Source organism: Neobacillus niacini, from assembly GCF_031457145.1.
Classification (GTDB): Bacteria; Bacillota; Bacilli; order Bacillales; family Cytobacillaceae; genus Neobacillus; species Neobacillus niacini_J.
On sequence record NZ_JAVDVZ010000006.1, the window covers coordinates 37,459 to 63,801 of the forward strand.

The 26,343-nt window shown below is 36.9% G+C and carries 29 protein-coding genes and 1 pseudogene; 21 read left to right on the forward strand and 9 right to left on the reverse strand.

All coding sequences use genetic code 11. The features are described from left to right. Nucleotides 1-23 precede the first annotated feature (23 nt). Both J2Y03_RS15625 and J2Y03_RS15630 read left to right on the forward strand, forming a co-directional pair. On the forward strand, nt 24-395 hold the full coding sequence (locus J2Y03_RS15625) for a VOC family protein (RefSeq protein WP_045516608.1): 372 nt from the start codon (nt 24-26) through the stop codon (nt 393-395). Nucleotides 396-579: 184 nt separating this feature from the next. Then, nucleotides 580-1,596, forward strand: a complete 1,017-nt coding sequence (locus J2Y03_RS15630; protein WP_310195572.1) for a S66 family peptidase — start codon at nt 580-582, stop codon at nt 1,594-1,596. Between the two features lie 354 nt (nt 1,597-1,950). Here J2Y03_RS15630 and J2Y03_RS15635 read toward each other — a convergent pair whose 3' ends face one another. Next, nucleotides 1,951-2,391, reverse strand: coding sequence for a GNAT family N-acetyltransferase (locus J2Y03_RS15635; RefSeq protein ID WP_310195574.1), 441 nt, complete (start codon nt 2,389-2,391; stop codon nt 1,951-1,953). 270 nt (nt 2,392-2,661) lie between these two features. On the opposite strand from J2Y03_RS15635, the gene J2Y03_RS15640 reads away from it, so the two are divergent. Further along, nucleotides 2,662-3,252, forward strand: coding sequence for a biotin transporter BioY (locus J2Y03_RS15640; protein WP_310195576.1), 591 nt, complete (start codon nt 2,662-2,664; stop codon nt 3,250-3,252). Between the two features lie 19 nt (nt 3,253-3,271). Beyond that, nucleotides 3,272-4,264, forward strand: a complete 993-nt coding sequence (gene bioB / locus J2Y03_RS15645) for a biotin synthase BioB (RefSeq protein WP_310195578.1) — start codon at nt 3,272-3,274, stop codon at nt 4,262-4,264. A 63-nt stretch (nt 4,265-4,327) separates the two neighbouring features. Here the strand turns inward: bioB and J2Y03_RS15650 are convergent, their stop codons facing one another. Further along, the gene (locus J2Y03_RS15650; protein WP_310195580.1) at nt 4,328-5,896 is read right to left on the reverse strand and encodes a hypothetical protein; all 1,569 of its coding nucleotides are present in this window, start codon (nt 5,894-5,896) and stop codon (nt 4,328-4,330) included. Nucleotides 5,897-6,075: 179 nt separating this feature from the next. Between J2Y03_RS15650 and J2Y03_RS15655 the strand changes: the two genes are divergently transcribed. From J2Y03_RS15655 to J2Y03_RS15665, 3 genes are all read left to right on the forward strand, one after another. After that, nucleotides 6,076-6,819 carry a DUF2161 domain-containing phosphodiesterase gene (locus J2Y03_RS15655; RefSeq protein ID WP_310195582.1) on the forward strand — a complete coding sequence of 248 codons (744 nt, stop codon included), beginning with the start codon at nt 6,076-6,078 and terminating at the stop codon, nt 6,817-6,819. Between the two features lie 164 nt (nt 6,820-6,983). Further along, nucleotides 6,984-7,184, forward strand: coding sequence for a cold-shock protein (locus J2Y03_RS15660; protein ID WP_132087025.1), 201 nt, complete (start codon nt 6,984-6,986; stop codon nt 7,182-7,184). A gap of 316 nt (nt 7,185-7,500) precedes the next feature. Then, nucleotides 7,501-8,682 carry a DUF3800 domain-containing protein gene (locus J2Y03_RS15665; protein ID WP_310195585.1) on the forward strand — a complete coding sequence of 394 codons (1,182 nt, stop codon included), beginning with the start codon at nt 7,501-7,503 and terminating at the stop codon, nt 8,680-8,682. Between the two features lie 33 nt (nt 8,683-8,715). Here J2Y03_RS15665 and J2Y03_RS15670 read toward each other — a convergent pair whose 3' ends face one another. Next, nucleotides 8,716-9,648, reverse strand: coding sequence for a DMT family transporter (locus J2Y03_RS15670; RefSeq protein ID WP_310195587.1), 933 nt, complete (start codon nt 9,646-9,648; stop codon nt 8,716-8,718). Between the two features lie 209 nt (nt 9,649-9,857). Here J2Y03_RS15670 and J2Y03_RS15675 point away from each other — a divergent pair, with 209 nt between their 5' ends. The 5 genes from J2Y03_RS15675 to J2Y03_RS15695 all read left to right on the forward strand — a co-directional run bounded on the left by J2Y03_RS15675 (nt 9,858) and on the right by J2Y03_RS15695 (nt 14,148). Continuing rightward, on the forward strand, nt 9,858-11,402 hold the full coding sequence (locus tag J2Y03_RS15675; protein WP_310195588.1) for a spore germination protein: 1,545 nt from the start codon (nt 9,858-9,860) through the stop codon (nt 11,400-11,402). Between the two features lie 6 nt (nt 11,403-11,408). Continuing rightward, complete coding sequence (locus J2Y03_RS15680) at nt 11,409-12,512, forward strand: GerAB/ArcD/ProY family transporter (protein WP_310195590.1); 1,104 nt, start codon at nt 11,409-11,411, stop codon at nt 12,510-12,512. After that, nucleotides 12,487-13,734, forward strand: a complete 1,248-nt coding sequence (locus tag J2Y03_RS15685; protein ID WP_310195591.1) for a Ger(x)C family spore germination protein — start codon at nt 12,487-12,489, stop codon at nt 13,732-13,734. The genes J2Y03_RS15680 and J2Y03_RS15685 overlap by 26 nt, the downstream gene beginning before the upstream one ends. 1 nt (nt 13,735) lies before the next feature. Beyond that, complete coding sequence (locus tag J2Y03_RS15690; RefSeq protein WP_165903031.1) at nt 13,736-13,897, forward strand: hypothetical protein; 162 nt, start codon at nt 13,736-13,738, stop codon at nt 13,895-13,897. A 74-nt stretch (nt 13,898-13,971) separates the two neighbouring features. Further along, entirely contained in the window at nt 13,972-14,148 is a 177-nt protein-coding gene (locus J2Y03_RS15695; RefSeq protein ID WP_132087008.1) for a DUF2187 family protein, read from the forward strand. Nucleotides 14,149-14,222: 74 nt separating this feature from the next. On the opposite strand, the gene J2Y03_RS15700 is transcribed toward J2Y03_RS15695, so the two are convergent. Then, on the reverse strand, nt 14,223-14,417 hold the full coding sequence (locus J2Y03_RS15700) for a hypothetical protein (protein WP_310195596.1): 195 nt from the start codon (nt 14,415-14,417) through the stop codon (nt 14,223-14,225). 164 nt (nt 14,418-14,581) lie between these two features. Between J2Y03_RS15700 and J2Y03_RS15705 the strand changes: the two genes are divergently transcribed. Both J2Y03_RS15705 and J2Y03_RS15710 read left to right on the forward strand, forming a co-directional pair. Next, nucleotides 14,582-14,737 (forward strand): hypothetical protein, encoded by a 156-nt coding sequence (locus tag J2Y03_RS15705; protein WP_165903030.1) that lies wholly within the window; start codon nt 14,582-14,584, stop codon nt 14,735-14,737. A 266-nt stretch (nt 14,738-15,003) separates the two neighbouring features. Then, nucleotides 15,004-16,113 (forward strand): cysteine desulfurase family protein, encoded by a 1,110-nt coding sequence (locus J2Y03_RS15710; protein WP_310195599.1) that lies wholly within the window; start codon nt 15,004-15,006, stop codon nt 16,111-16,113. Nucleotides 16,114-16,126: 13 nt separating this feature from the next. Here J2Y03_RS15710 and J2Y03_RS15715 read toward each other — a convergent pair whose 3' ends face one another. Further along, nucleotides 16,127-16,534 carry a hypothetical protein gene (locus tag J2Y03_RS15715; protein WP_310195601.1) on the reverse strand — a complete coding sequence of 136 codons (408 nt, stop codon included), beginning with the start codon at nt 16,532-16,534 and terminating at the stop codon, nt 16,127-16,129. A gap of 151 nt (nt 16,535-16,685) precedes the next feature. On the opposite strand from J2Y03_RS15715, the gene J2Y03_RS15720 reads away from it, so the two are divergent. The 4 genes and pseudogenes from J2Y03_RS15720 (at nt 16,686) to J2Y03_RS15735 (ending at nt 19,953) form a co-directional block, all read left to right on the forward strand. Further along, the gene (locus J2Y03_RS15720; protein ID WP_310195603.1) at nt 16,686-17,528 is read left to right on the forward strand and encodes a pirin family protein; all 843 of its coding nucleotides are present in this window, start codon (nt 16,686-16,688) and stop codon (nt 17,526-17,528) included. Nucleotides 17,529-17,672: 144 nt separating this feature from the next. Next, on the forward strand, nt 17,673-18,728 hold the full coding sequence (locus J2Y03_RS15725) for an LLM class flavin-dependent oxidoreductase (RefSeq protein WP_310195605.1): 1,056 nt from the start codon (nt 17,673-17,675) through the stop codon (nt 18,726-18,728). Between the two features lie 35 nt (nt 18,729-18,763). Then, nucleotides 18,764-19,013: pseudogene (locus tag J2Y03_RS15730) on the forward strand (cysteine hydrolase); the annotation flags it as partial. Nucleotides 19,014-19,242: 229 nt separating this feature from the next. Next, nucleotides 19,243-19,953: a DUF421 domain-containing protein gene (locus J2Y03_RS15735; protein WP_310195607.1), complete on the forward strand. Its 711-nt coding sequence runs from the start codon at nt 19,243-19,245 to the stop codon at nt 19,951-19,953. 52 nt (nt 19,954-20,005) lie between these two features. Here J2Y03_RS15735 and J2Y03_RS15740 read toward each other — a convergent pair whose 3' ends face one another. Beyond that, nucleotides 20,006-21,427 carry a Na+/H+ antiporter NhaC family protein gene (locus J2Y03_RS15740; RefSeq protein WP_310195609.1) on the reverse strand — a complete coding sequence of 474 codons (1,422 nt, stop codon included), beginning with the start codon at nt 21,425-21,427 and terminating at the stop codon, nt 20,006-20,008. Nucleotides 21,428-21,593: 166 nt separating this feature from the next. On the opposite strand from J2Y03_RS15740, the gene J2Y03_RS15745 reads away from it, so the two are divergent. After that, the gene (locus J2Y03_RS15745) at nt 21,594-22,031 is read left to right on the forward strand and encodes a MarR family winged helix-turn-helix transcriptional regulator (RefSeq protein WP_310195611.1); all 438 of its coding nucleotides are present in this window, start codon (nt 21,594-21,596) and stop codon (nt 22,029-22,031) included. Between the two features lie 24 nt (nt 22,032-22,055). Next, nucleotides 22,056-22,817: a TerC family protein gene (locus J2Y03_RS15750; RefSeq protein WP_310195614.1), complete on the forward strand. Its 762-nt coding sequence runs from the start codon at nt 22,056-22,058 to the stop codon at nt 22,815-22,817. A 106-nt stretch (nt 22,818-22,923) separates the two neighbouring features. Here J2Y03_RS15750 and J2Y03_RS15755 read toward each other — a convergent pair whose 3' ends face one another. Next, complete coding sequence (locus tag J2Y03_RS15755) at nt 22,924-24,336, reverse strand: vWA domain-containing protein (RefSeq protein ID WP_310195616.1); 1,413 nt, start codon at nt 24,334-24,336, stop codon at nt 22,924-22,926. Between the two features lie 277 nt (nt 24,337-24,613). On the opposite strand from J2Y03_RS15755, the gene rarD reads away from it, so the two are divergent. Then, complete coding sequence (gene rarD / locus J2Y03_RS15760) at nt 24,614-25,543, forward strand: EamA family transporter RarD (protein ID WP_310195618.1); 930 nt, start codon at nt 24,614-24,616, stop codon at nt 25,541-25,543. Between the two features lie 91 nt (nt 25,544-25,634). On the opposite strand, the gene J2Y03_RS15765 is transcribed toward rarD, so the two are convergent. Both J2Y03_RS15765 and J2Y03_RS15770 read right to left on the reverse strand, forming a co-directional pair. After that, on the reverse strand, nt 25,635-25,814 hold the full coding sequence (locus J2Y03_RS15765) for a hypothetical protein (protein WP_310195620.1): 180 nt from the start codon (nt 25,812-25,814) through the stop codon (nt 25,635-25,637). Nucleotides 25,815-25,921: 107 nt separating this feature from the next. After that, entirely contained in the window at nt 25,922-26,245 is a 324-nt protein-coding gene (locus J2Y03_RS15770) for a BC1872 family protein (RefSeq protein ID WP_310195622.1), read from the reverse strand. Between the last annotated feature and the right edge of the window lie 98 nt (nt 26,246-26,343).

The window sequence follows — 26,343 nt, forward strand, 5'->3', positions numbered from 1 at the left end:
GATTAAATAAAGGAGAGAAGGCGATGAGTAAATCATTTATTGAACAAGTACATTATATTAGAATTCCTGTAAAAGATTTAGAACTGTCTGCACAATGGTATAGAGATGTATTAGGGCTCCAGTTACTAAACAATACTGAGGAACTTGCAATTTTAAAAGTAAATGAAGGACCTTTCTTACTTATCTTAGTTCCTACCGAAGATGAAACATTTGCACATTTTACAATTGATAATGAACAAGAATTTAGCATTGGCTTTACAAGTCCAGAATTATCTAAATTTCATCAACACTTAATTGATAATCAAGTTAAGGTCGAGGATATAAAAGAAGATAATGGTCATGCCTTTTTCCACTTTTATGACCCAAATGGTAATAAACTTCAAGTACACTGGTAAGATTATAATAAATAAATTACCTTATTTCATTAACGGGTGCTTTAACGGAATAAGAACGGGAACGTCCAAATCAGACGTTCCCATATTTTTTGCCTGAAAAACAACAATACTATTTAACAAAGCCTTTTAATAAATAGTAGAATATGGATAAAGAATTCTACTTAAGGATGGGGATGATTTGTAATTGATTACATATCCGTTTTTAGAAAAAAAGGCAACGATTGGAGTAACAGCACCTTCTTCGGGTGTGGAACCTGAATTGTATGATTTGGTTAAACTTTCTTGCAGCCGATTAGAAGGGCAAGGGTTTCGTGTCATTTGTGGGGATACAGTTTGGACCCAGGACAAAGCAAAATCTTCGCCTGCGATGAAGCGAGCCCAAGAGTTTAATGGAATGATGCAGGATGAAGCTATTGATCTAATCATTCCACCTTGGGGTGGCGAGCTGCTCATTGAGATTCTAGATGGGATAGATTTTGATACTTTGACAGACAAGTGGGTTTTGGGTTACTCGGACACAAGCTTATTATTGCTCGCCATTACCTTAAAGGCTGGTATAGCAACTGCTCATGGTACTAACTTAATCGATTTAAGAGGGGAATACTGCGATGAGACCACTGCCATGTGGAAAAGTGTATTATCTACGGAAGCAGGTGCATCCATTACGCAGTATTCTTCCGCAAAATATCAAAAGATATGGCAGCATGATCATCCATCTCCATGTGTGTTTCACTTAACGGAAACAACTGATTGGAAAACTGTTTCTGGAGATAAGGTTAAGGCAGAAGGCCGGCTGCTTGGAGGATGTATTGACATCATCAGGCATATAATTGGTACTTCGTATGGAGATGTACAGAATTTTAGGGAAAATTTTATCAATGATGAACCTATCATGTGGTATCTAGAAAATTGTGAATTGAAAACGACTGATTTACGAAGATCTTTAGTACAAATGAAATTAGCAGGCTGGTTTGAGAATACATCATGTATCATGTTTGGCCGAAGCCCTGCCAATGAATCAGTAGAAAACTATACCATTGAAGATGTTTATCAAGATTTATATAACGAGCTCCAAATCCCAATTGTTTATGACATTGATTGCGGTCATGTTCCCCCACAAATCACCTTTGTGAATGGCGCATATGGAGTAGTAGAAGTAGAAAAAGGTAAAGGAACCATTGTGCAACACTTTAAAGCATAGAATAATAGAGTGAAAAATTCATCTAATGTTATCTGATCAGGTAACTGATGACTTTTTCAATAAAAAAATTTATCTGGAGGTCATCAGATATAGTAACTGATTCCCTTATGCGTTGAAAAACCACCTTGGAGGTAATCAGATGAGGCATCTGATTCCCTTATGAGGTTAACAACGATGGTGGAGGTAAACAGATAAAGTGTCTGATTCCCTTATGAGGTTAACAACGATGAAGGAGGTAAACAGATTAAGTATCTGATACCTTTTGAGTTATAAAATATCACCGAAGGTCATCAGTTACTTCTGATGACCTATTTATTAAAAATAGAAAGCAGTTCATAACATGAGTGAGAACCGTTAATTTAAGTTTTTTGTCATTAAAGTTGATACATCATTAAACCCGAGCTTTTCATAGAGATATTTCGCATGGTTTCCAGCATACACATTTAATTGGACTTTTTTATGACCCTCTCCACGTAATTGTATGAAAGCCGCTTTACATAATTTTTCAGCTGCCCCTTGTTTGCGATAGGGTGGGAGCACATACATTTCATTGATAAAACCGACCACTTCATCCGTATTTTGATCGATGACTCGACCTAATCCAACCCATCCTTGGATGGCATTATTTTTAACGCGAACAAGGTAATAACCGCCGCCATTTAAAAAAGGAGTCATCATTTCAATCGCTTTTTCGCGGCTCGGCTTAACGTAACCCATTGTGGCCTCTTTTAATACCTCCAAATGATAATTTAAGATACTTTGAGTCTCCTCATAGGTTGCCTTTCTAATCGTCATATCCCTTTGCATCTCCTTTAATAAACTAGCCATTCATCTAGTCAAATACCTACTCTATAGTATGAAAACAGGTAAATTTTGTTGCTGTTTAAGTGAGGGCAGATACTGAACGTTTCAGAAAGTATGAATTATTTAGGGGAAATTGTGGTTTTAGATAGAGATGATGGGTCAAAGAAAGAATATCAATATGTAAACCTTTTGATATTTAAGGTTGACATAAATAAATGAACCAATTATTCTTAATTTATAGAATATTTTAGGGGGAAGGTTATGAAACTTAGAACAACTGATCTAACGGCAGCGGCAATGTTTGTTGCTCTAATGGCTGTTGGGGCTAACATTACATCGATTGCTCCATTCATGGTCGTGGGGGGAGTCCCCATCACGTTGCAAACATTTTTTGCTATTTTAGCAGGAGTGGTACTTGGCAGTCGATTGGGAGCCATTGCAATGATGGTTTATGCATTTGTTGGATTGGCAGGCGTTCCGGTATTTGCAAAATTTGGGGCAGGATTTGGACAACTCATCAGCCCTACATTTGGTTTTATTGTTTCGTTTATTTTCACAGCATTTGCAACCGGATACATAGTGGAAAAGATGAAGAAAACAGCTGGGGTATTTGTTTTGGCAGCACTTGTAGGGATGGCAATCAATTATGTTTTTGGTACGAACTGGATGTATGCTGCTTATAAAGTATGGGCTTCAGCACCAGATGGATTTACCTATAAGATGGCATGGTTATGGATGGTAGTTCCACTTCCAAAAGATATTATTCTAGCCATTTTAGCAGGTCTAATGGGACATCGCTTAGCACGTACCTTATCGAGAAGCCAAGTTAGGAATTTTAGAAAAGTAAGTTAAGAGGAAATGGGGAGATTGTATGAGTAAGTGGAAGGATTTAGCTTTAGAAGTGGTAAATGGTCATGAAATATCAAAAGAGGAAGCGTTAAGTATTTTAAATTCCACCGATACGGAATTATTAGAGGTCTTGCATGGAGCCTACGTAATTCGCCATCATTATTATGGTAATAAGGTAAAGCTTAATATGTTAATTAATACAAAATCAGGTCTTTGTCCTGAAAATTGCGGCTATTGTTCGCAATCTAGTATTTCTAATGCTCCAATTCAAAAATATCGAATGGTAGATAAAGATACCATCCTTAAAGGAGCGGAACAAGCGTATCAGCTTCATGCTGGTACATATTGCATAGTAGCAAGCGGTCGTGGTCCTAGTAATCAAGAAGTGGACCAAGTTGTTTCAGCAGTAAAGGAAATAAAGGATAAATATCAATTAAAGATTTGTGCCTGCCTTGGAATTTTAAAACCAGAACAAGCAGCTAAGCTGAAAGAAGCTGGTGTCGATCGCTACAATCATAACCTTAACACCTCAGAAAATCACCATGAATCCATCACTACATCACACTCTTATCAGGATCGAGTTAATACGGTCGAGTTAGTAAAAGAAGCAGGAATTTCTCCATGTTCAGGGGTAATCGTCGGTATGAAGGAAACGAAAGAGGACGTAGTTAACGTGGCCATGAGTCTAAAAGTATTAGACGCAGATTCTATTCCTGTTAATTTTCTACATGCAATAGATGGTACTCCGCTTGAAGGCACGAATGAGTTGAATCCTAGATACTGCTTAAAGGTTTTAGCACTTATGCGGTATGTGAATCCAACGAAAGAAATCAGAATTTCAGGTGGACGAGAAGTGAATTTAGGAAGTTTACAACCACTAGGGTTATATGCAGCGAATTCTATTTTTGTTGGAGATTACTTAACAACTTCAGGGCAAGATACTACCGCAGATCACCAAATACTTAAAGATTTAGGATTTGAAGTAGATTTTGTAAAAGAAACGATTCAAGCATAAGTTTTAAAAAAAATCCCCATTTCTTACTGCTTGGCAGGTACAGAAATGGGGATTTTTTTAAAATTAGATGATATACGGTCCAAAGAAAATGGTTAAAAGTAAGATGTGAATGCCGACAAAATACATTATTCTTAACGTACCGCTCCAGTCATTTGTCCGTTTTGTGTGAATGGCTAACCAAAACGCTATGATTCCAAATAAAATCATATAAAAATAAGAGCTTCCGGTAAAGGTTAAATAATTCGGTGCTGTTATATAAATATTGTCCACAAAAAATTGATTTTTCCAAATGACTGCTGCTAGTGCGTAAAGTCCAATCCCGGTATAAAAAATCCAAGTTGGATCGCGATCGATTGTTCTGTTCTTAAAGAAATACATAATCACAATAAAAATTATGGGCCATAAAAACCATATTATTGCAAGTGCAAGCGCAAAAAACGATGAGGTTATCATTCCTAGCGTTTTTCCAAGTGCATTTAACCAATCTTCTTGTGTAATTTCTATTAATTGACTAACTTTAGCTATATCAGATGTTGCTATCTTGATCTCATGTGCTTCTGCATCCAAATCCAACCAAGCAATAGTTTCTTCATTTAACCATTGAGGGCTCGTTGAAATAGCAGGTGTATTGCTGCGTCGCTCAGTTTTCGTTGCGCCACTTTCGGTAATCTCAGCCGTGTATATATTGAAGGTGGTACTGTCATTGTATTGAGTTTCGGTCTTCCCATTTGCTTGAAATAAGAGAGTGGGTTTACCATCACTATATTTAAAAACAACATCCGTAACTTCAGTCAAGCTGTTATTTCCAGCAGGATCATCAAAGGTTAGCTCATATAAAGGCTGAGGATCCTGATTGGTCACACTTGTTTCCATAAAATAGTTAAAAAATTGCGGCTTCCCTTGGGATTGTTCAAGCTCTTCCTGGAGTAACAATGCTAAATTTTCTCCATTTAATGCATATGAGATGTCATTTACAACTTTTCCTGGTTCTATTTTTATTCTCGACTGATATATGGTATTCATTTTCCCATTTATTACTTGTTCCAGAGTAACATCGACTCCACTTGGATTCGTTGAATACATTAAGATATTTAATCCATCTTCGTTTTCTTGCAGGACTATATCTTGCTTTTTTAGGTCAACTTCAAGTATTTTTACGGACTCTTTATTATCCGGTGCAAGTTGATACAATATATTATCTTTTAGATAAAAAATAGTCGTTTCTAAAGGATAGAATTTCTCAACACCTGAGACAATCATATTTTTATCCTGATCATAGATATTTTTGAAATCAAAATAGATAATCAAATTTTCTTTCTGAAAAATTTGGGTCCACTTATCTACTGGTATGTCGTATGTTTTCTGATCTTTTACGTTAAAATCTTTGCCCAAAGTAGTAGTAGCTAATTTTCCATCTTCAAATCTAGTAAAAACAAAACCCCCATCTTCTGTTACCTTTACTGGAGGGAGTTTATTTATTTCTGTTTTTCCAACTAATAATGCTCTACTCCAATCTGAGGCAGGTGGTTCGGTCACATTGGAGAAGTTTTGATAAAATAATAAAAGTAATCCAAAAATCACGATGGCTCCAGGTATAATCCAATATAGATGAATACTAAATTTTTTCTTCATTTTATTCCCCCATGTTACAAGTTCAGGTTCTCTATAGATTCCGAATACTATACTAACATATTTCTGTAAAAATATGCTATTTCCAACTGTTTGAAAATCTTGATAATCCTCTAACAAATTTCATGATAAGATAAAAAGATGAGAAAACGATACGAGTATTTTTACATTGGGAGATTTATATGAAGGATAACAAAAAGCTACAAGAAGTAGATTTATATAAACCGATTCAGAGATATTTTTCATTAGAAGGCTACGAGGTTTATGGTGAGGTTAGGGACTGCGATATGGTCGCAGTAAAAGAGGATGAGTTAGTCATTATTGAATTAAAGCTTACCCTAAGTGTCGAACTTCTTATCCAAGCCGTCAAACGGCAGCGGTTAACGAATCAAGTGTATATTGCCATTCCTAAACCAAAGATTCGGATGAGATCCAAACAATGGGCAGATAAGTGCCATTTAATTAAAAGATTAGAGCTGGGATTAATTGTGGTTTCCTTCCCCGGAAACCGTTCGAATGCAGATATCCTTATCCATCCTGCACCGTTTAACGGCAAAACAGGGGCGGGCAGAAATAAGATAAGGAGAGAAGCAATCCTAAAGGAAATTAGCGGGCGCAGTGCCGATTTCAATGTTGGCGGAAGTACCCGCACGAAAATCATGACCGCCTACAAAGAAAATTGCATTCAAATTGCTAGTTTTCTAAATATAATGGGTCCATTATCGCCGAAGGCTTTGATTCAAATGGGAACAGGGGATAAAACACCATCAATCTTAACCAAGAACTACTATGGTTGGTTTGAAAGAATCAAAAGAGGAACCTACATCATTAGTGAGAAGGGGAAACTAGAGGTGCAGGAGTATCAAGAGCTTATCAATTATTACTTACAAAAACTAGAATTAAGCAATGCCAAAGATTCCAATTAATAAAACTTCCAATATTTATTTGCATTAAATTAATATCTCTGTTATAGTAAAGAAGAATTATTTTTGTCATTCAGTTTGATTAAAAAGTTTACAACTTTACGTCTAAAGAACTGAGCAAGGATAGTAACACAATGTGTGCACAGCACACGAGGAGGAAACAACAAATGGAACAAGGTAAAGTGAAATGGTTTAATGCAGAAAAAGGTTTCGGATTCATCGAAAGAGAAGCAGGAGACGATGTATTCGTACACTTCTCAGCAATTCAAACTGAAGGTTTCAAAACTTTAGACGAAGGTCAAGCAGTTACTTTTGAAGTAGAACAAGGTCAACGTGGACCCCAAGCTACTAACGTTCGTAAAGCATAATTTGAACCGACATATATAAAAAAGACTCTCTTGTAGAGTCTTTTTTTTTGTCTAAAATTCTATGTTGGTAATAAAAAAGACAAAAAACCCTGCTCAGTAATTGAGCAGGGCGGGTAATTGAAAACGTAAAACGTAAAGCAAATGGTAAAAACAGTATAGCACACATTCAGCACATTCCCTAATCTTTTTTTAAAAAGAATTATCTCTTGCCAAGAGAAAGAATTTTCAAACGAAAAACATCAAATTAAGAAGGTTTAGCTAGTTTTTTGTTGAAATAAGTATAGTAAGTTTTCCATTGGTGAGGTGGGATGAAAAATTGAATGATATCCAATATGCTTTTATTAATGAATTTGGCCATTACGGATTCGACTTTAATCAACCTGAGACTTCGACCCACTTTGTAATCGCATCCATACTAGTTAAAGGTTCTGATAAAGAAATTCTTGAACAGGAAGTTGAAAAAATAAAGCTCAAACACTTTCAAACAGAGGAATTCGATGAACGGAAACTAGACGACACTCTTCGAATGGAAATCTTACAAGATTTAAAGGATTTACCCTTTAAGGTGTATGCGTACGTCATCGATAAGCGAAAAATTAGAGAAGACAGCGGCGTTACATATGAAAAGACGTTTATTAAATTTTTCAACCGAATGGTGTTTGATGATTTATATCGTACCTTTGACACACTTGATCTTGTAGTAGATGAACAGGAATCCAAGGAATTTATGCAGGAATTTTCCGCTTATGTAAAAGAGAAGTGCATCCCAGATTTGTTTAATTATTCAACCTTTGGTTTTAACCATAGCCAATCCGAAATTCTCCTTGAATTGGCAGAGCTGATCGCTGGTACGATTGCCATAGGGTATGACGCCAAACATCGCTCTAGTCAGTATCCATCGTTTTATAAACTTATCAAAAATAAACTCATCACGATAAATCTATGGCCGCATGATTATAAGCACTATCTATATGACTACCATTTTGAAAAAACAGATTCAGAAACCGATCAGATAATCATCAAACAAGCAGTCAATTTGGCTTACCAATACATTGAAGAACACAGAAAAAGTGAAGAAGAGGATGAAAGAATCCGAATTGATTTACTAAAGTTTCTTCTATTTAATCTGAAAGAAAATCCGGATGAGTATGTGTACACAGAGGAGATTCTAGATAACCTTAACGCCATCAGAATCAATAAAATCAAACAGCATTATTTTCGTTCAAATATAGTTTCAAAGCTGCGCGATCAGGGGTTGTTAATTGCCTCTAGCAATAAAGGCTATAAACTACCGGTTTGTTTAAATGATTTGTATGACTTTGTTAATCTTTCAAGTCTAACGATACATCCAATGATTCAAAGAGTCGCCAAGTGCCGAGACCAAATCCTGCTGGCAACGAACCGTGAGATTGACATTCTCGAAAAAGAGGAATATGAATATTTAAAAAGAATGATTGAGATGGAAAAACAAATAAAGACAAAAGAGGGAATTAGCTAACCAGCTGATTCCCTCTTTTGTCTAAACAATTGTTTAGCGGTATTCTGTAATGTTAACTACTTGTATTTTCCTCTTAAATAATCTCGTATTTGTTCCTATAAATACTCCACTTAAAACAAACGCAGCCCCAATTCCATGAGCCAAAGTGAAGCTTTCTCCTAAATAAATGGTAGCCATCAAAACAGCGGATACAGGCATTACGTTAATAAAGATTGAAGCTTTTGCAGCACCAACTTCTTTTATACCGTAATAATACATAATAAAAGAAACGACGGTTACAAAAATACTCATATGTGCAATTGCTACCCATGTTGACACATTCGCCTGCGTAATATCCTGCCAAGTGGTTTCTGCGAAAGCAAATGGTGCTAGGAATACAGTACCAAATGCAACAGCATAGGTGGTCGATTCCACTGCACTATATTTTTTTAAGACCACTTTACCAACGACACTGTATAATGCCCAGCTGATCACGGCTCCAAGTAAAACAAAATCAATCGTTTCAAAGCCAAGTGTAAACAATGTGAGTATGTGACCATCCGTGATAATAAAAGCAGCTCCTGTAAGAGCAATCACCATACCAATAATATGGTTCCTTGTTATTTTCTCTTTTAAAAATAATCCCGATAACAGGACAATCAATACCGGATTTGAGGCAATAAATAAAGAACTCTTAATCACGGGTGCTTGTTTTGTTGCGATAAAAAAACAAATATTATAGAGAGCAATCCCGGTTAAGCCTAAAACCGCAAATAATCCATAATCCTTGAGTGTAGGCTTTTTTTGATTTTTTTCCATGATCCACATTAGTGGAAACAAAAGGACCGCCGCGCCTAAAAAACGTAAAAATGCTACCGTTGCCGGTTCGAAGCTTTGGACGGCAATTTTACCAGCAATAAAAGCACTTCCCCAGGTTGCTGTTGCAATAAACAACATTATATAAATAATCCAAGTCTTTTTATTCATCCTGTACCCTCAATCTATTATTTTTATGTATTGTATTGTACCATTTTTTTCGCAATTCGAAATAATTTTTTATCAGATAAATATATGAATTAGAAATGCCCCCCATCCAATTAATGGATGGGGGTTATTTGTAATCTGTATATTTTAGCTCAAACATACATAAAACTCCCATTAAAGGAAAACGATATAAAAACTGGGAGGGATTTAAAATGCGAAAAAAAATCTCCAAGTTGTTGGTGAAAAGTCTCAATAAAGAATCACCAGAATTTAAAGAACAATCCAATAAAGAGGATATCGAATTAAAAAAACATGACATCAGCACTCAGTATGAACAAAATTTAGAAACATTTAAATCTATTTTTAGTGTACCTTTAAACTCGGATGTCAAGGTACGTGAGTTTACCATCCGTTCCCTAAATCGCCGGGCCTTTATCATTTTCGTCGGTACAATGGTTGACCTAGAGCATATTAAAGAAAGCATCATGGAAAAACTTTTAGGAAACGATCAACGTTCAGCAAAGATTCAAGATATTGTTTCCTTTCCAATGGAAAAGACCGCCACCAATATTGGGGAAATTACTGATTTGATTTCGGGCGGCGTCACCGCACTCTTTGTGGAAGGCGATTCTGAATGTTATTTATTTGAAACGACCAAACTCCATGGTCGATCAATTGAAAAATCTGATAATGAAGTGATTGTAAAAGGTGCCAAAGAAGCTTTTAACGAAAACTTGGTTGAAAATGTTGCTTTAATCCGTAAAAAGATTAAAAATGAAAATCTAATCGTTGAATCGCAGAACATAACAAAACGTTCAAAAAACAGTGTGTTCCTCGTTTATGAAAAAGATTTAGTAAATGATGAGTTGCTTCAAATGATAAAAGATAAGTTGGCTGCGCTTAATACGGATAAAATTCTCGACTTAAGTATGTTGGAACAATATTTAGAAGAGCGTCCAAGGTCATTATTTCCAACAATATTATATACAGAACGTCCTGACAGGGCTGCTTCTTTTATTGAAGAAGGCCACATTGTTTTATTAATGTCCAATTCACCAAGTTGTCTTGTTCTTCCTACCACCTTTTGGGCCATGATGCATTCGCCTGAAGATCACTATTTACGGACACCATATGGTAATTTTATCCGGTTATTGCGATTTTTTGCTTTGTTTGTAGCAATTTTTTCCTCCCCTTTTTATATTGCTATTACAAACTATCATGTAGGAATGATTCCGCCCGATTTATTAATGGCAATTGCTGGTTCTAGAGAACGCGTACCTTTTCCATCAATCGTTGAGATTCTGATGATGGAAACTGGCTTTGAACTTATTCGGGAAGCTGGTTTACGTGTGCCATCACCTATAGGTCCAACGATTGGGATTGTTGGTGCATTAATTTTGGGGCAAGCTGCCGTTCAAGCGAATATCATTAGTCCTATTGTCATCATCGTTATCGCCTTAAGTGGTTTAAGCTCTTTTATAATCATTGATGGGAGCATGAATTTTGCGATTCGTTTAACTCGCTTTTTGTTTGTTTTTTCAGCCGGCTTTTTCGGTATTTATGGGGTTATGGCGCTATTCACAATAGGCCTCTTTTATTTAGTTTCATTAAAATCTTTTGGTGTTCCTTACTTTGCGCCTATGACACCGCATTTCACATCTTCAAAGGACTTACTTGTTCGTCAAATCCCATTAAAGGAAAAGTTTCGGCCAGGATATGTAAAACCTAAGGATATGGTCAAACAAAGAAAGGGATAAGCTTATATGGAATCTGGAAAACTCGGTAAGCGTGAATATATGTCCATTGCTATTTTAATGATAGGGGCAAAAGCAACGGATAGTAACCCAGCGCTTCTGTACAGTAAGGTACAAAATGCAGCATGGATGGTTCCCCTGCTATCGGCTGTTATTTTTTTTGTTGGACTATTTTTATTATTAAAAACGATGGACCTATTTCAAGGAAAAAACTTGTTTTCCGTTATCCAACAATTACTAGGAAGGTATATAGGCTTCTTTTTGTGCCTTGTAATATTTCTCATTAGTTCTTTCGGCATTTCGTTCGATTCTAGAACCTATACAAATATTATTAGGTCCTTTTATTTTACAACTACTCCTAATCTTATCATCTACGCTGTTTTAATGGTCTTAGGTGCCTATGGTGCGAAAAAAGGAATTCAAAATATCGGATCAGTTGGTTATCTGGTCGTTTTCTATGTGGTGTTATCCTTATTTTTCGCATTAATTATAAGTACTCAGGATAGCACTCTACAAGCAATATTTCCGATTTGGGGTCCTGGAAAGCTTGAAATTCTAAAGCAAAGTTCGCTAAAAATAACACTTTATGCAGAATTTTTTCTGCTTACCATGCTCATACCGAATATGACCTCAATAAAGGAGTTTCGAAAATCAACCTGGTATGCATTTGCTTTCGTCAGCTTCCAAATTAGTATCGCCATTCTCATTTTTATTTGTATGTTTGATACATCATTAAAAGGAATTGGCTATCCATTCCACACATCCATTGGTTTTCTTTCTCTCGGATTGTACCTGCCAAACGTCGAAATTTTATTTTTTGTGTTGTGGATTTTAGCGATTTTTGTTCGTTTTGCAGCATTTATATATCTAAATGCGCTAATGTTTGGTCATCTATTTAAAATAAATGACCATAAATTCTTAATCCCAGCTCTTACGACGATTTATTTATTAATCGGTAGTATTCCGGAAAATGCAATTGAGGTCTCTCTTGTATTTAAACAGGCTATAACAAATATATCGGGTCCTACGTTTTTCGTCATTTCACTACTTTTATGGTTCGTTGCACTGGTAAAAGGAGAATTTAAACATGCAAAAAACAGAAACGGTATGTAAATGGTTGATGTTAATAATCATGGTTTGCCTATTATCAGGCTGTTGGGATCGAGAAGAACTTGAAGATAAAGCCTATGTTATTGGGCTAGGTATTGATAGTTCCAAACATAAAGGGAATATCAAAGTCACGATGTTACTTGCCAATCCAGAAGTAGGGAGTGTGCAAGGAGGTGGTGGGTCAACCGAGAAGCCAAGGGAAATCATTACGTTTGAAGCCAATGATTTTATTGCAGCGAAAGCGACCGCCAATGCGATTATCTCACGCAATATTAGCTATGAACTATTAAAGATTATTGTTGTTTCCGAGAAATATGCACGGGACAAAGAATTTATTACTACTATTTATGACGCCCTAAAAGATAAAGAAATTCGATTAAATAGTTATCTAGCGGTATCGAGGGAAAAGGCAAGTGAGTATTTTATAAAGAATCGTCCAAGAATGGAAACAAGACCACATAAATATTATCAATTCATGATCGAACACGGAATTCAAAACGGCTTTATACCTGATTCGACACTTCTTCGTTTTTTTAGAACAATGGAAAGAGGAACAGACCTCTTTTTGGCGATGTATACAACGGCTGTAAGGGAAAAGAATCCCGAATATAAAAAAGAGGATGAATATACAGCAGGGCAATTGAATGCAACAGGAGACCTTCAAGATACACAATTTATGGGGTCAGCGGTCTTCAGAAATGGGAAGATGATTAATAAGCTAACCGGTGAGGAAACACGTAATGTCAATATTCTTGATGATACCACTAATATAAAAGATATATTGTTGAATTTCCCTAATCCATTTCCAGGCAGTGAGAAACAGATGTCGGCAAGAATGTTTAAATCGGGGAACAATAAAGTGAAAATGAAATTAAAGGGTGCTAGGCCAAAGATTATTATTATTATACCGTTACAATTGGAAATCATGTCAAACCCTTCTATGGCTGATTTTAAAGTGAAAAAAAATCAAAAAATTCTAAAAGAAAGAATAAAGGAAGATATAAGAACATTAAATGAAGATTTATTTAAAAAAACACAAACTGAATTAAAGGGTGTACCATACCCTTTATCAGTCTCTGCCCGTAAATATTTTGGAACCATTCAGGAATATAAAAAATTTAATTGGGCAAAATCGTATCTTAAGGCAGATATTCATGTAATACCAGAAATAGAAATTATTGATTTTGGTAAACAAACAAAAAAACCTTTAAAGATGGGGGATTAGAGTGAAAATAATAACCGTCCTTGCCCTGATCGCCATTGCGGTTTATACCTTTGGGTTTGCTGTAACTTTATGGAGAGAGAAACAAAAAATGGGGGCAGTTGCCGTTTTCTTTCTTACACTTTCGATTATTGTCCTTCCGTTTTTTTCAGTTCTAAAATATTGAAAACCGGTTTGACTAAGCTTATAATTAAGTATTTATAAAGGTGAATTTTGAAAATATATTGTTGGGGTGATAGAATGGCTAACGCACAAATTGGTGATAAAATTTCCTTTAAGCGTGAGGGGGATTCTTTAGAAGGTGTTGTTACAGGGATAAGGGAAAATTCTGTTATGGTCCAGTATGGTGTTTCAAAAGATAAAGATGAACCACTTATAACAATTGTTAACCATAAGAATTACAAAATAATAAAATAACTTTTAAACAAAAATCCCTTTATCTAATTAAAGGGATTTTTACTTTGAACACCTGTTTAAAAGCGTTTTATTCTTTAATCACGATTACGCTGGTCCCTTCCACTTCCGTTCCTAGTTACATTATTTGCAACATTCTTAGCGGCATCTACTGAATTCATAGCAACATTCTCAGTTGTTTCTAAGGCACTATGAAGAGTATGAAAGGCTGCACCTGCGGTTTCTTTAATTCCTTCCGTAGCACTTTTACTATTTTGATTTTTATTAGACAAATATCTCACCTCCTGAACAGCAATAGGTTATGTAGTAAGGTGTGAATTATCCAGGTGAATCCTAGGGAAAATCATTTAAATATTTCCATATGAATCTTTCTTCATAAAGGGAAAAGTAAAGGTATAACGGGGTTTTCCTTAGAAAGCAACAGGGGGGTAATCGAATGGAAAAATTTGAAAGAATGGAAAAGCTGCTTCGTGAATATGGCTATCCAGAAAAAGCGATTCCAAGATTAATGAAAGAAATAAGTACGATGAACTATGATCGAGTGGAAAAGCTAATCCTGCCATATGACGATATGACAGCCAATCGAACTTAATGATTGGCTTGGAAATATAAAAACTTGAAACAATACATGTCTATTGAGTACATATAGGACAACTGTTTAAAGAGAAGGGGAAAAAGAGAGAAATGAGTATCGAGGAGCATTTGTCGACGATGGAGCCAGTTCCCTAGGGGTCTGGCTATTTTGGATAGAGGACTTATAAATGCTGATTGATTATTTTTGTAAGCAGTATAAGTAACATAATGAAGGCAATTTTGTTACTATTATACTAGAGAAATAGTTGGGAGAGGAATAGCTGGATGAAAAAAATTTACTTTGATTACAACGCTAGTACGCCGCTGGCACCTGAAGTTGTTGACGCGATGCTGCCACTGCTGAATGATTTCTATGGCAATCCATCAGCACTTCATTGGGCGGGAAAACCAGTGAAAGAACTATTACATAACGCAAGAAAACAGGTTTCTGAGTTGATTGGCTGTTCTCCTAGTGAAATTACTTTTACCTCGGGTGGAAGTGAAGCTAATAACCTGGCGTTAAAAGGTTTTTATTTTAGAAATCAGCATAAAGGTACACATATTATTACCTCTAAAATTGAACATCCTGCGATAGTGAACCCTTGTAAGTTCCTTGAAAGAGTAGGGGCAAAGGTAACGTACGTTGGCGTTGATCAATTTGGACGGGTATCACCAGAAGAAATAGAAAAGGCAATTACAAAAGAAACAATTCTGATTACAATCATGCACTCCAATAATGAAACAGGCACCTTACTGCCGATAAAAGAAATTGGGGAGATTGCCAAAAGGTATGGGATTGTCTTTCATACGGATGCTTCACAGTCAGTTGGTAAAGTTCCAGTCAATGTGAATGAGTTAGAAGTAGATATGTTAACGATTGCTGGTCATAAACTTTATGCTCCAAAAGGAATTGGCGCACTGTTCATTCGCGATGGAGTGGAACTTGAACCACTTATTCATGGTGCTGGGCATGAAAATGGACTGCGGGCAGGGACTGAAAATACTTTATTGGCAGTTGGGTTAGGAAAGGCATGTGAAATTGCTGGTACTCCATTAGGGAAAATAAAGGAATTAACTGACTATTTTTGGATGGAATTAAAGAGTGAGTTTGGTGAACAGGTCGTCTTAAATGGGCATCCGGAAGAAAGGTTACCGAATACATTAAATGTGAGTTTTGTTAGAAAAATAGGGCAAGATTTGTTGTACGCCATTCCACAACTTGCAGCATCTACTGGGTCTGCATGCCATGCTGGAAGCATTGAATTATCACCTGTTTTAAGAGAAATGAAGGTGAGTGAAGAGGTGGGAATGGGTGCGATTCGATTTAGTTTAGGCAGGTATACGACAAAGGAAGAAATAGATATCGTCATCAAAAGGTTTAAGGAAATCTTGTAAAAAAACATAAGTTCTATTGTGGATTTTCTTTTTCAATTGCTAATCTGTATAACAAAAGAGATAGCACAATTGTTAATGGAGTCATGACTATTGTTTCCAAGCCTGAACTTGACGCTAAATTGCCGATTGTATTAAGCACCATTACTCCAAAGAAAACCCAAATACCGACGGTTACTGTTCTCTTAAACTTACCTATGAACAAATATCCAGCTTTTATAGCAATAATAAAAATAAATAATGTTTGCACAACAATAGATATACTTTCGAGGATGATTAAATCTGCCTCACTATTTACCCTACCTCCCCATACAAAATCATGCGGTAAAATATTTAAGAGTATCAGAACATGCATTAAAAGAGCCATTGTATTAATAGCGATTATAGTGTTACTTGCGAGTCTGAAGCTAATTAAATTCTTCATTTGCCCTCCTATATTTAATCGTGATATGAGGCGTATGATATTTTACTCTAAATGCAATATATTCAAAAATGGAGTATTTATGATGAATGAATTTGTAGCTAATAGCTAAAATGCATTTGAAAAAAATACAAAAGAAGAGTAGGGTCTCACAATGAATAATGAAAAACGTCGAGATATACAGAAAATATGGACAGTGCAGGAACGAACCATTAGTAATATCCATCGTGCTGGTGCTATTCTTGAACCGGGAAATTGGCAGGCATATGATCCATTTTTATTATTAATGGAAGATAAGTTTCAAAAAGGTGCATTTGATAGACATCCTCACCGGGGGATTGAAACAATTACCTTTGTTATTGATGGCAGTATAAACCACTATGACAGTGCCACTGGAGAAGGTGGTAAATTACAAAAAGGTGATATGCAATTAATGACGGCTGGCCGAGGTGTTATTCATAATGAATCTCCCGATAATGGGGATAAAGTACACCTCCTTCAGCTCTGGGTAAACCTCCCTAGGAAAGATAAAATGACAGCACCTCGATATCAAAACATCCAGGGAAAAGATGTACCTGTTCGAAAAGAAGAGGGCGCAAAAATTCGAGTATATTCTGGGTCATCTGGGGATGTCATGTCTGAAACATTGAATTATGTCCCTGTAACTTTTGTAGAAATGCTAGTAGATCAAGGTGCTACCGTAAGTCAAGATTTACCCGGGGACTACAACGGATATATCTATGTATTAGAAGGCAGCGGCACGTTTGGAGAAAACAAGATAGTAGCAAAAAAAGGACAGGCAATGTGGTTAGGATCAGCAGATGAAGCGGATAAGAGTTTCATTCAAGTACATGCTAATGAAAAATTACGAATTATTTTGTTCGCTGGACCTCCATTGAAGGAACCAATTGTAGCACAGGGTCCATTCGTCATGAACACAATGGAAGAAATTAAACAAGCATATGAAGATTATCGAAATGGTACTTTTATTTTGTAAACAAATTTAGGCACCAACTCTTAGTAGGAGTCGGTGCTTAATTGGGTTTTGAAGGTTAAAATTCTTTGTGAATTGGAGATAGAAGGTTAAGATAAAGATATGGAAAAATAATTTTACCAGGTGATACATAGGAGGAAAGTCATAGTGGAAATTGGGTTAAGTACGTTTGTGGAAACAACACCGGATGTTGAAACCGGTAAGGTGATTAGTCATGCACAACGAATCCGTGAAGTCGTGGAGGAAATAGTACTCGCGGATCAAGTAGGGCTAGATGTATACGGTGTAGGGGAGCACCATCGAGAAGATTATGCGGTCTCTTCCCCAGCAGTTGTACTGGCTGCAGCGGCTTCACAGACAAATCGGATTCGACTAACAAGTGCGGTGACCGTTCTTTCTTCGGCAGATCCAGTCAGAGTTTTTCAGGATTTTGCAACAGTCGATGCGATTTCGAATGGTCGTGCTGAGATCATGGCAGGTCGAGGTTCTTTCATTGAATCCTTTCCACTGTTTGGATACGATTTAAAGGACTATGACCAGTTATTCGAAGAAAAGCTTGAGCTGCTGTTAAAAATACGGGACTCCGAGAAAGTAACTTGGAAAGGCGGGCACCGACCTGCTATTCAAAATCGTGGTGTGTATCCAAGACCAGTTCAGACTCCACTGCCAGTTTGGATTGGAAGCGGCGGAAGTCAGGATTCTGTCATCCGTGCAGGTCTGCTTGGATTACCGCTGGTTCTAGCAATCATTGGAGGAAATCCCCAGCATTTTGCACCGCTCGTTCAGCTCTATAAGAAAGCTGCGGAGCACGCAGGACACGATGCTTCTAAACTACCTGTTGCTTCACATTCACATGGTTTCGTTGGAGAAAGTACAGACGAAGCTACGGCAAAGTTTTTCCCTTCGACCCAACAGGCCATGAATAAATTAGGACGCGAGCGTGGATGGGGAAGATACGACCAATCAACCTTCGATGCTGCGCGCAGTTTACATTGGGCCTTGTATGTGGGTGATCCGAAAACAGTGGCAGAAAAAATCATTAACCTCCGTAAGAACGTGGGAATTACACGATTTATGCTGCACTGCCCAGTTGGAACTATGCCACATGAGGATGTCATGAAGTCCATCGAACTGTTAGGGAAAGAAGTAGCGCCGATTGTTCGTGAAGAAGTGGCTAGGTGGGAAGCTGAAGGGAATATATAAAACGAGAATAGAAAAAGACATCATCCAAGCTCGGACTAATTATCATGGAATGTCAAACAGAATATTGCATTGATTCTGCTGTTAGAACGGCAACAATTAATATATTGGATGTAACACTAGTAGCTGATGGTCATTCCACAAAGGACTCAACCGTTCTGCCTGCTGAAACAAATCATATCGCATCATAATAAAATATTGCATGGGCACGACAATGTTCACCACTTTTCAATAGTTAGAAAAAGTAAAGAAAACCTGTTCCAACCTATCCATAATAATTTCAGATAACATTAAAACGACATCACTGTCGTTTTTTTTTTGAAAAATATCTACGGGAGGGTGGATTGTGCCCGAAAAATAGGGCGGAGCAAATGTTTGGTAACAATTGTATGAACCTAGTTTTGAAAATAGACTTAGCAAAAATGTTTCCCTTGTGTTTTATTACCTATAAAGCATCTGCTTTATGAACAAACTATCACAAACAAACTTTCTGGATTTTTATAAGGGAGAAACAACGATGTTAGAATCTGTTGAAATTATTTTTCGAACCTTTACTGCATTTATTCTATTATGGGTATTTGTTCAGCTGCTCGGTAAACAGACGATTGCCCAAAGGACCTATCACCTTTATATCGCTTCCATTACGATGGGGACCATTGCAGGTAATCTAGCATTCAATATTAAAGTTAAATTCTTGTATTTTATCATTGCAATAATTATAATGGGTACCATCGTTTTTATGCTGAATCTTGTTGCGGTTCGAAATCCGCGCTTCCGAAAATGGATTGCAGGAGAACCTGCTCCTTTAATTCATAAAGGACAAATTCTCGAAGAGTCAATGGAACGAATGGGGTATTCCTTAGATTCACTTAAACAGGCTTTGAGGGGAAAAGATATCTTCAACATCGATGAGGTGGAGTGCGCTATTTTAGAGGTTAATGGCTCACTTTCAGTTTTAAAAAAAATACAGTACCAAAATACCACTAAGCAGGATTTAAAGTTACTACCAACTGTAGATACTGTACCGGTAGAGCTGGTCTATGATGGGAATATTTTATACGAAAACTTTACCAAACACACCTACGATGAAAAATGGCTAATGGCTGAGCTTAAAAAAAGAAACCTCGCTGTTAATGAAATCTCGTATGCTGTAGTAGGGACAAAAGGCAATTTATATATTGATTTGTTTCAGGATCAATTAAATTATGGCGGAGAAAATGGCAAGTAACCATTATAACCCGCCATTTTAAGTAGATATCGATTAAAAATGTATAGATATTTCAAATAAAGAAGGCAGCAGCAAGATAGACGGCAATGGATATGAGGCCTCCTATTACGGAAACCTTCAATTTATATCTTGCATACTCGACTATCGGCAAATCCATAATAGAAGCAGTCGTAATAGTGGTATCGCCTAAAGGTGAAGCTAATGCCCCAAAGGCTCCACTAGCAAATACAGCACCTACTGTTAACGGGATGGACGCACCGGTTGAGACTGCCAAACTAACTCCCAATGGCATAAATAATCCCCATGTTCCCCAAGAGGAACCAATAAAGTAGCCCACAACAGAGCCGAGCAGGAAGATCGTAGCTGGAGTTAACCAAGCTGGTAAAAATGAACCTAAAGTTGAACTAATAAAGCTAGAAAAACCAAGGTCCTCTGCTGAAAGGGTTAATGACCAAATCAGCACGAGCAGACTAATAGCCTCCATCATCTGATTCCCGCCATCATAAAAATGGTACAAAAGCTCACTGAGATGTTGCCGTCTAATAATATAAAAAATGAACGATAGGATAAGGGTGATAAAAACAGCTAAAAGCATGACAAAGGTGGCATCTGCAATCGAAAAGGCATCGAAAACGGTTTTTGCTCCTTTACTTTTGCCGTCCTGCCACAACAAAAACAGTGATAACCCTAAAAGTAAAAAGACTGGTACAATCAAGTTCCAAGGCTGTGCTTTTACCATCGATAATTCTTTCTTAATTCCAATCCGGTGAAATTCATGCTCTTCTTCTTCCAACTGCTCTTGAACACCTTGTACATTCGATTCCTTCTTACCACGATTCCAAAAGGTTTGGATCAATCCAATTATGAGTGTGGTAATGGCAAAAAAATTAAACAGGATACTTAATAAGAATACTTCATAGGGCGACATACCCAAGTCCAATTCGCCAATACTGCCCTCCACTAAAGAAACCATGAATCCCACAAATGCCGTTGCAACGGGTAAAAGGACGATGACCGACTCTGTTGAGATATCCATAGTCAACCCGACCTTTTGCTTCGAGACATTCATTTTTTTAGCAAGTGATTTAACGACAGGGCCAATCATCATGATACGAAACATTGGCATCATGAAGGTAAAAGGGAGGGTAAGCCAGATTAGCACAAGAAGCCCGCGCTCACTATTAATCTTCGTCCCAACCCATTCGGAAAATCCTTTAATCCCGCCAGAAATGTTCATCATCCCGACCAGACCGCCAAATAAATAAAGAAAAGCAATAATTTTAATGTTGGTCTCATCTGAGAGTGTGGTTACCATATAGGTAACACTTTGGATGGTTCCATCTAATAAATCTGTGGTAAAAATCAATGATCCAGCAAGCAGGCCAACTACTAGTCCAGGTAAAATGTTTTTTAACCAAATGGACATCCCAATGACGATAATAAATGGTACTAGAGAAAGCCAAGTATGCTCCAATTGTTCTTCCTCCCATTACTGAATATCTTTATTGTTTGGACTTCTCCTAATAAATACTCATTTAAAATTATTATCAGAAAAGTCGAATATTTGATATTCATAAATATATAAAATATAATATATATAAATCATATATATTATGGATTATAATTAAATGGAGGTAACCATGGATGTAGTCGATTTTAAAAATATTCTTTGGAATAACACGAGAAAAATTAGTGAGAAAACAACTAGTTTAATTAACACTTTATGTGACCACCATGGGATAACCACACTGCAAGGAAGGATACTAATAGAAATACAGCACCATGGTTCACATACCATCGGTAGCTTAGCCAGTCGATTAAATATTGCCGGAACCAATGTCTCAACGATGTGTAAAAAGCTTGAGAGTAAAGGTTTTATTGAACGGGTAAGAGATGAATTGGACGAAAGAGTCGTAAAGGTTGCTCTCTCGGAGAAGGGAATTCATGTGGTTAAAGAGATTAATCAAGAATTGATTGAAAAGATTTCACATGCGATTCAAGGAGAAACGGATCAAACGCTGTACGAAATCATCAATGGGCTAAAAAAATTAAATGAAATGCTAGAAAAGATGGATTAAAAAAGCACAAAGGAGAAATGTTGAATGTGGGAAGGAATTGTCTCGACCTATGCAGCTATGTTAGATTGGCATATGTGGGCGGAGGTGCTGACCTCGCCAAAAGCATGGGGGTTAATACTCTCATTAGCCGTCCTAGAATGTATTCTATCTGCTGATAATGCCTTGGTTTTATCAGCTTTTGTCAAGCCATTACCAAAAGAGCAGCAAAAGAAAGCCTTGGTTTATGGGTTATGGGGAGCTTATTTATTCCGTTTTATTTTCATCGGACTTGGAACATTTTTAATTAAATTATGGTGGATAAAATTAATCGGTGCCCTTTACTTGTTATGGCTTGCCGTTAAATTCTTTAAAGACAAGCTGCTTCATAAAGAAGCAGGAGAAGAGGAAGGTCAAGTACAACCAAAAGGCTGGTTAGTGAAAACATTTGGTTTTTTCTGGGCAACCGTGATCAGTGTCGAGCTTATGGATTTAGCCTTTTCAGTCGATAGTATTCTGACTGCACTCGCTGTATCAGAGGAAGTTTGGGTCATCTTACTTGGTGGGATGATTGGGATTCTTCTCATGCGAGGAGTGGCAACATTCTTCATCGCATTAATGGACAGGGTACCTGAGCTTGAAACAACCGCCTACATCTTGATCACCTTTATTGCGATTAAAATGGGCTTAACGCTGGTGGATATTCATATCCCAAATGAAATCTTTATCGGTTTCTTGGTTTTGTCTTTTGTGGTAACATTTATTATCCATTACATTCGTAAATCGAAAGCAGAAAAATATTCTCATTAAAATAGAGTTATTAACCCAAAAATAAAAAAAGTTGCAGCTAATTTTTGCTGCAGCTTTTTTCATTTGATGTAAATGAAAGCGTAGTATCTATTATAACTATTCATGTCTACCAAATATCACCGCGCTCTTGTTTCAACGCATTCATCTTTGCGACCCATTCATCCACAGACTGCCGAATTTCCTTGCTTTTTACATCTGTTTTATCACGATTCTTCTTGGCCATCACAGTATAAACTTCTCGCATGGCTTCACTTCGTTCCATTGCCCAATCTCTTAGTTCGGATTGCTGGTCATCGGTAATTAAATTTTTCTCGCCCATGATGGTAATCGCATCTCTTAAACGATGTGATTCGCGTCTGCCAACTGTCCATAATTGTTGAGGATATTGTTCCCCGATTTTATACTCATCTACCATCTCCCAACCATCGGGAGCCATGGTGAAAGCCCAGGCAAGATTAAGTGTGGAGGGAAGCCATTCATATTGGATGGTATTTTTCAATTCTTCCGGACTGTCGGCTTTAAAGTACTCACCGTTTCCTGCTTCGGCAACAGCTTTTAATTGATTTTCTGTTTTGCCATCAACATCAAATCCGATGATATTGATAGTATTGTTACTGTTCTTTGCAGCCAAATCTTTGCTTGCCTGGATAGGATCTCCGTCACAGGTTTCGGCTCCGTCACTGACAATGTAAATCGTGGTTCCATCCAAATAACCACTGCTCATGTCCGCCGCTTTTTGAATGGCACCTGCGAGTGGTGTCCAGCCTTTACTATCAAAAGAGTCAACGGCGGCATGGAATTCTTGTTTTGAGTATTTACCCATTGGATAAAGCTCCTCAATGGCCGAGCACGACTCGAATTTATCTTCATCCAATTCCGTGCCTTTATGTCCATAGACTACAAGTGAAACCTCGCTTGATTGCCCAATCGTTTGCGCAAAGCTTTTCACAGCATCCTTGGCTATGTCCATTTTTAATCTGCCATCGGCTTGCAGCAGCATGCTTGAGCTAGCGTCAAGTAAGATAATCGAATTTTTGGCAGCTGTTACCTCCTCACCGCCCTCAGACCTTGTTGGATCCGGCAGATACGGTTCTTCGAACTGTGGTTGATAGGCATTGCTATTTTTAATGATTTCCTTATAGTGGGGGCTGGCAAGCAGGGCAACCAATCCTTTTTTAATCGTATCCAAATCACCCGTTTCATTTGTCAATTGTTCTAGCTGTGCTGGTAATTGACTTTTTAAATCCGGATCCAGTTGAGGAATATTATTGCCAATTTCTTCTACATCTTTTTCATAAGAAAAATCTTCCATCAGTTTCCCAGGTGGCATGCTGCTCAGTATTTCCTCGGATACTTCTAAATTTATTTTCTCTAATTCTTCTAAAATACTATCCTGCTTTTCTTCCTTTTTTACTACTTCATTCGCAGTAAGTTTGGTTGTTACATTTTCTTTTTCACTACTGCATGCCGAAAGAACAAATGAGATCAGCAGCAATAATAAAAAGCTATGTCGATTCACACGAATCCTCCTCTTGTTGGTGAAAATTATGTATTTGTTGTTAAAAAAACATTCTAATAAGTTTACCATGAAGATAATTCCTATTGATGAGTCATTGGTCATAGTGCAATTGTTTTAAACAGGGTAGAATTGTGTAGGGTTTTGGACCGTTTTCAACTTTCGACATCCCGTCTTTAAGTTGAAATCCTACCATGAAAATAATAGTGTGATATAATTACTAATGTTTTTTAGGAGAGAGTTAAACAACTACGATAAAACAGAAACTGGGTGAAAAAAGATGGAACGTGAAAATTCAAAAGGTATTTACTTTACTGCGGGTGCATATGTATTTTGGGGATTTTTACCTATATACTGGAAATTATTAGGTGAAGTTCCAGCGCTTGAAATTTTAGCTCATCGAGTCATTTGGTCGTTTATTTTCGTTTTACTTATAGTGGCTCTTTTGAAGAGAAAGCTATTAAAGAACTTTTTTAAAGTTCAAATGAAAGAGAAAAAAACGTGGCTAGGACTTTTACTAGCTTCTCTTTTGATAAGTATTAACTGGTTCGTTTATATCTTTGCTGTGAATACGAACCATATTGTGGAGGCAAGCTTAGGATACTTTGTTAATCCGCTTGTCACTGTTTTGTTAGGCATTTTTGTATTAGGCGAAAAGATGAATGTGTGGCAGGCAGTCTCATTTGTTGTGGCTGGAATTGGTGTGGTCTATATGACGCTTTCCCTTGGAAATTTCCCATGGATTGCAATAATATTAGCCTTATCCTTTGGTTTTTATGGATTGTCAAAAAAACTAATAAAGGTAGATTCCATTCTTGGCATGCTACTGGAAACTTTATTTATTGTACCGTTTGCTCTATTGTTTTTAGCATATTTAGGTGTAAACGGTCAGCAAAGCTTCGCAACAGGGTCTCTTAAGAATGATTTATTTTTAATAGGGTCAGGGATTGCTACAGCCTTGCCGCTAATTTGGTTTAGTATTGGGGCACAAAAGATTCCTCTCTACCTAGTGGGCTTCTTACAATATATTGCTCCAACCATTAGTTTACTTCTTGGCGTTCTAATTTACGGAGAGTCCTTTACAAAGGACCATGCCGTAACCTTTACATTCATCTGGATTGCATGTGCAATCTTCAGCATTCCAAATATTCGTCAAATGATAAAAAAACGAAAAGTATCAACAGTAGTTACAAATGTAAAAAGTATTTAACAAAGTAATCTATCTGGCATCTTTTCTATTTACTTTCTAACTCAATAAAAAAAAGTCCCAAGACTATCAAGTCTTGGGACTTTTTGATACCTTATTCTCCTTCATCATCACGGTTCATTTGATCTAAACGAGGTCTTCCTTCGCGTTCAAGCTGGTCATTCAGCGCTTGCCACGATTTTTCTACTTTACGTTCATGTTCAATTTTGGAAAAAATCATATCAAATAAAATGGTTGCTACAGCACTAATTATAATCGCCCAAACGTATATCATCGTTGTATTCTCCTTAAGGTGTCCAGTATCTTACTAGATTGTAACATAGGTTCAGGCTTTAGAAGTTTGGTATTTTAATATGGAGAATATTTACAAAAATGATAGGGTTAGCACAAGGTGCTCCAGATTCTAGTGGTGTTAGTGTCAGCGTTTTGTTCAATAATGGAGTAAGCGGCATTCGTGATTGCTTGTGCTAATGTCTCACCCTTCGCGCGGATGTTATTAAAGCTAACTTCGGACTCTCCAGATGTTGAAAAAGTAAACCCAAAATTCTCTAATCTTTCAACAATCAGCATCGCATGTTCAAGGTTTTGCTCAGGTTGAAACTCAGAATCATGAATGAAAATTCCTTTTTCATAATCAAACCAGCGGTCCCATCTATTTAACTTCCATCCAAGTATTCTCCGAGCGATTGAATCAGTTTTGTTCATAACCTATACCTCCTCTAATGTTATATAACAGTTATATAATTATTTATTATTATATAACACAAAATCTAAAACGACCACAGGTTTTTTGAAAAATTTTT

What these genes read in the sequence shown, in the direction of transcription:
- J2Y03_RS15625 (WP_045516608.1), top strand. Translation starts at nt 24, where the DNA reads ATGAGTAAATCATTTATTGAACAAGTACATTATATTAGAATTCCTGTA.
- J2Y03_RS15635 (WP_310195574.1), bottom strand. Translation starts at nt 2,391, where the DNA reads ATGACGATTAGAAAGGCAACCTATGAGGAGACTCAAAGTATCTTAAAT.
- J2Y03_RS15640 (WP_310195576.1), top strand. Translation starts at nt 2,662, where the DNA reads ATGAAACTTAGAACAACTGATCTAACGGCAGCGGCAATGTTTGTTGCT.
- bioB (WP_310195578.1), top strand. Translation starts at nt 3,272, where the DNA reads ATGAGTAAGTGGAAGGATTTAGCTTTAGAAGTGGTAAATGGTCATGAA.
- J2Y03_RS15650 (WP_310195580.1), bottom strand. Translation starts at nt 5,896, where the DNA reads ATGAAGAAAAAATTTAGTATTCATCTATATTGGATTATACCTGGAGCC.
- J2Y03_RS15655 (WP_310195582.1), top strand. Translation starts at nt 6,076, where the DNA reads ATGAAGGATAACAAAAAGCTACAAGAAGTAGATTTATATAAACCGATT.
- J2Y03_RS15660 (WP_132087025.1), top strand. Translation starts at nt 6,984, where the DNA reads ATGGAACAAGGTAAAGTGAAATGGTTTAATGCAGAAAAAGGTTTCGGA.
- J2Y03_RS15670 (WP_310195587.1), bottom strand. Translation starts at nt 9,648, where the DNA reads ATGAATAAAAAGACTTGGATTATTTATATAATGTTGTTTATTGCAACA.
- J2Y03_RS15675 (WP_310195588.1), top strand. Translation starts at nt 9,858, where the DNA reads ATGCGAAAAAAAATCTCCAAGTTGTTGGTGAAAAGTCTCAATAAAGAA.
- J2Y03_RS15680 (WP_310195590.1), top strand. Translation starts at nt 11,409, where the DNA reads ATGGAATCTGGAAAACTCGGTAAGCGTGAATATATGTCCATTGCTATT.
- J2Y03_RS15685 (WP_310195591.1), top strand. Translation starts at nt 12,487, where the DNA reads ATGCAAAAAACAGAAACGGTATGTAAATGGTTGATGTTAATAATCATG.
- J2Y03_RS15695 (WP_132087008.1), top strand. Translation starts at nt 13,972, where the DNA reads ATGGCTAACGCACAAATTGGTGATAAAATTTCCTTTAAGCGTGAGGGG.
- J2Y03_RS15705 (WP_165903030.1), top strand. Translation starts at nt 14,582, where the DNA reads ATGGAAAAATTTGAAAGAATGGAAAAGCTGCTTCGTGAATATGGCTAT.
- J2Y03_RS15710 (WP_310195599.1), top strand. Translation starts at nt 15,004, where the DNA reads ATGAAAAAAATTTACTTTGATTACAACGCTAGTACGCCGCTGGCACCT.
- J2Y03_RS15715 (WP_310195601.1), bottom strand. Translation starts at nt 16,534, where the DNA reads ATGAAGAATTTAATTAGCTTCAGACTCGCAAGTAACACTATAATCGCT.
- J2Y03_RS15720 (WP_310195603.1), top strand. Translation starts at nt 16,686, where the DNA reads ATGAATAATGAAAAACGTCGAGATATACAGAAAATATGGACAGTGCAG.
- J2Y03_RS15735 (WP_310195607.1), top strand. Translation starts at nt 19,243, where the DNA reads ATGTTAGAATCTGTTGAAATTATTTTTCGAACCTTTACTGCATTTATT.
- J2Y03_RS15745 (WP_310195611.1), top strand. Translation starts at nt 21,594, where the DNA reads ATGGATGTAGTCGATTTTAAAAATATTCTTTGGAATAACACGAGAAAA.
- J2Y03_RS15750 (WP_310195614.1), top strand. Translation starts at nt 22,056, where the DNA reads ATGTGGGAAGGAATTGTCTCGACCTATGCAGCTATGTTAGATTGGCAT.
- rarD (WP_310195618.1), top strand. Translation starts at nt 24,614, where the DNA reads ATGGAACGTGAAAATTCAAAAGGTATTTACTTTACTGCGGGTGCATAT.
- J2Y03_RS15765 (WP_310195620.1), bottom strand. Translation starts at nt 25,814, where the DNA reads ATGATATACGTTTGGGCGATTATAATTAGTGCTGTAGCAACCATTTTA.
- J2Y03_RS15770 (WP_310195622.1), bottom strand. Translation starts at nt 26,245, where the DNA reads ATGAACAAAACTGATTCAATCGCTCGGAGAATACTTGGATGGAAGTTA.